Origin of the sequence: Streptomyces niphimycinicus, from assembly GCF_018883605.1 — a bacterium.
GTDB classification, from domain to species: domain Bacteria; phylum Actinomycetota; class Actinomycetes; order Streptomycetales; family Streptomycetaceae; genus Streptomyces; species Streptomyces niphimycinicus.
Genome location: NZ_JAHLEM010000507.1, coordinates 1 through 2922, shown reverse-complemented (window position 1 = coordinate 2922; position 2922 = coordinate 1). Strand labels below are relative to the sequence as shown.

Here is a 2922-nt window from a genome sequence, read left to right as displayed (position 1 = left end):
ATCGGCCTGGTCCAGCTCACCGGCCATACCACCGGATTCGGCGGCCCACAGGCCCCAGGCCAGGGACGTTCCGGGCAGACCGAGCGCCGTACGGTGCTGGGCGAGCGCGTCCAGGTAGGCGTTGGCGGCGGCGTAGTTGCCCTGTCCGGCGGCGCCGAAGACACCGGCGGCGGACGAGAAGAGCACGAACGCGGTCAGGTCGAGGTCGCGGGTCAGCTCATGCAGGTTCCAGGCCGCGTCCACCTTCGGACGCAGCACCCGCTCCAGCCGCTCCGGCGTCAGCGAGCCGATCACACCGTCGTCCAGCACACCGGCCGTGTGGACCACGGCCGTCAGCGGATGATCGGCGGGGAGTGCGGCCAGGGTTTCGGCCAACGCGCCACGGTCGGCGACATCGCACGCCGCCCAGCGCACCTCGGCGCCCAACTCGGCCAGTTCCGTGCCGAGTTCGGCCGCGCCCGGGGCCTGGTCGCCACGGCGGCTCACCAGCAGCAGACGCCGTACGCCACGCTCGGCCACCAGGTGGCGGGCGAACAGAGCGCCCAGCGTGCCGCTCGCACCGGTGACCAGCACCGTGCCCTCGGCATCGAAATCCGGCGCGTCGTCCCCAGAGCCCGAGCCCGAGTCCGAGGCGGCGGCCCGCGCCAGGCGCGGCGCCCGCAGCACCCCGTCCCGTACGGCCACCTGCGGTTCACCCGACCCCAGCGCGTCCGGCACCGCCCGCAGCGAACCAGCCGCACCATCGACATCGACCAGGACGAACCGGCCAGGGTTCTCCGATTCGGCGGAGCGCACCAGGCCCCAGACTGCGGCATGGGCCAGATCGGCCACCGGCTCGTCGGTACTGGCCGCCACGGCGCCCGAGGTCAACAGAACCAGACGCGAGTTCGTGAAACGGTCGTCCGCCAGCCACCGTTGCAGCAGGCTCAGCGCCCGGGCAGTGGCGCGGTGCGCCGCGTCGACGGGTGAGGAGCATTCCCCAGTCCCGCCCCTCCCCGCAACCTGGGGCTCCGCCCCAGGACCCCGGTCCTCAATCGCCGGACGGGCTTGATACGCCGGAAAGTTCGAGGACAGGGCGACCACCACGTCATCCGGCAACGCCGCGCCGGACTCGACCGCCGTGGCCAGCGCGTCCAAGTCGGCGTAAGCGTCGAACCGCTGCCCGGTCGACGCCAGGTCGAACGCGTCCGACCCCAGCAACGCCCAGCGCCCCGCCGGACCCTGGGCAGACACCTCGGACCAATCCAGCCGGAACAGCGACTCCTGACGGCCACCCCGCGCACCCTGGATCTGCTCCACGGACACCGGCCGCAACACCAGCGAATCCACCGACAACACGGCACGCCCGGCACCATCCGCCACCGCCAGCGACACCGCATCCGCACCCGCCGACCCCAACCGCACCCGCAGCACCGACGCACCCACCGCATGCAACGACACACCAGACCACGCAAACGGCAGCCGCGCCCCGTCCGCACCCCCGATCAGACCACCAAGACCCACCGCATGCAGCGCCGAATCCAACAGCGCCGGATGCAGACCGAACGCATCCGCCTCGGAGCGCACGTCCTCCGGCAGCTCCAGCTCCGCGTAGACCTCATCGCCCAGCCGCCAGGCGGACGTCAGCCCCTGGAACACCGGGCCATAGGCCAGCCCCGCCTCGGCCAGACCCTCGTACAGGCCCTCGACCGGCAGCTCCGACGCACCCGCCGGAGGCCACACCTCCAGGTCGAACGACGCCGTGGGCGCGCCCGAGCCCAGCACACCGGACGCATGCCGCGTCCATGGCTCCTCGACGGCCGCGTCCTCGCGCCGCGAGTACACCGTCAGCGCGCGGCGTCCCGAAGCGTCGGGCGCACCCACCGACAGTTGGAGCTGGACGCCGCCCACCTCGGGAAGCACCAGCGGCGCCGCCAGCGTCAGCTCCTCCAGCAGATCGCAGCCGACCTGGTCACCGGCGCGGATCGCCAGCTCCACGAAGGCGGTGCCGGGCAGCAGCACCGAGCCCGCCACCGTGTGATCGGCCAGCCACGGATGGGTGTCCAGGGCGAGACGGCCGGTGTAGAGGAAACCGTCGGAGTCGGCGAGCGCCACCGCGGCACCCAGCAGCGGGTGGTCGGCCGCGCCGAGCCCGGCGGACACCATGTCGCCCGCCCAGTAGCCGGTGTCGAGCCAGTAGGTGTCGCGCTGGAAGGGGTAGAGCGGAAGGTCCGTGCGGGCCGTGTCCGTCCCGGCGAACACCGCGGCCCAGTCGGGGGAAACACCGTGGACATGGGCCCCGGCGACGGCGGCGGCCAGGCTCTGGAGCTCCGGGCGGCCGGAGCGCAGCGCGGACACAAGGGTGGCGTCGTCGCGGGTCAGGCAGTCCTGGGCCATGGCGGTGAGCACACCGTCCGGGCCCAGTTCCACGAACTTCGTGACGTTGCGCTCCTCCAGCGTCCGTACGCCGTCGAGGAAGCGGACGGCCTCGCGCACGTGGCGCACCCAGAAGTCGGCCGTCGCGATCTCCTCGGCGGCCACCACGCCGCCGGTCAGATTCGAGACGATCGGAATCTTCGGAGCCTCGTACGACAGCCCCTGCGCCACCTGCCGGAACGCATCCAGCATCCCGTCCATGCGAGGCGAGTGGAACGCGTGGCTGACCGTGAGCCGCTTCGTCTTCCGACCCTGCGCCTCGAACGACGACGCGATCTCCAGAGCCGCGTCCTCGTCACCCGCGATGACCACCGACGTCGGGCCGTTGAGCGCGGCAATCGAGACGCGCTCGGTCAGCAGCGGCGCCACCTCGTCCTCCGACGCCTGCACCGCGACCATCGCGCCACCCGCCGGAAGCTCCTGCATCAAACGGCCACGCGCCGCCACCAACCGGCACGCATCCGCCAGCGACAACACACCCGCCACATGCGCCGCGGCCAACTCACC

At 72.4% G+C, this 2922-nt stretch carries 1 protein-coding gene; it reads right to left on the bottom strand.

Annotation, left to right across the window (positions count from 1 at the left end; all coding sequences use genetic code 11):
- A partial coding sequence (locus KN815_RS34295; protein WP_216345750.1) for an SDR family NAD(P)-dependent oxidoreductase occupies window positions 1-2922 on the bottom strand: 2922 nt, incomplete at both ends.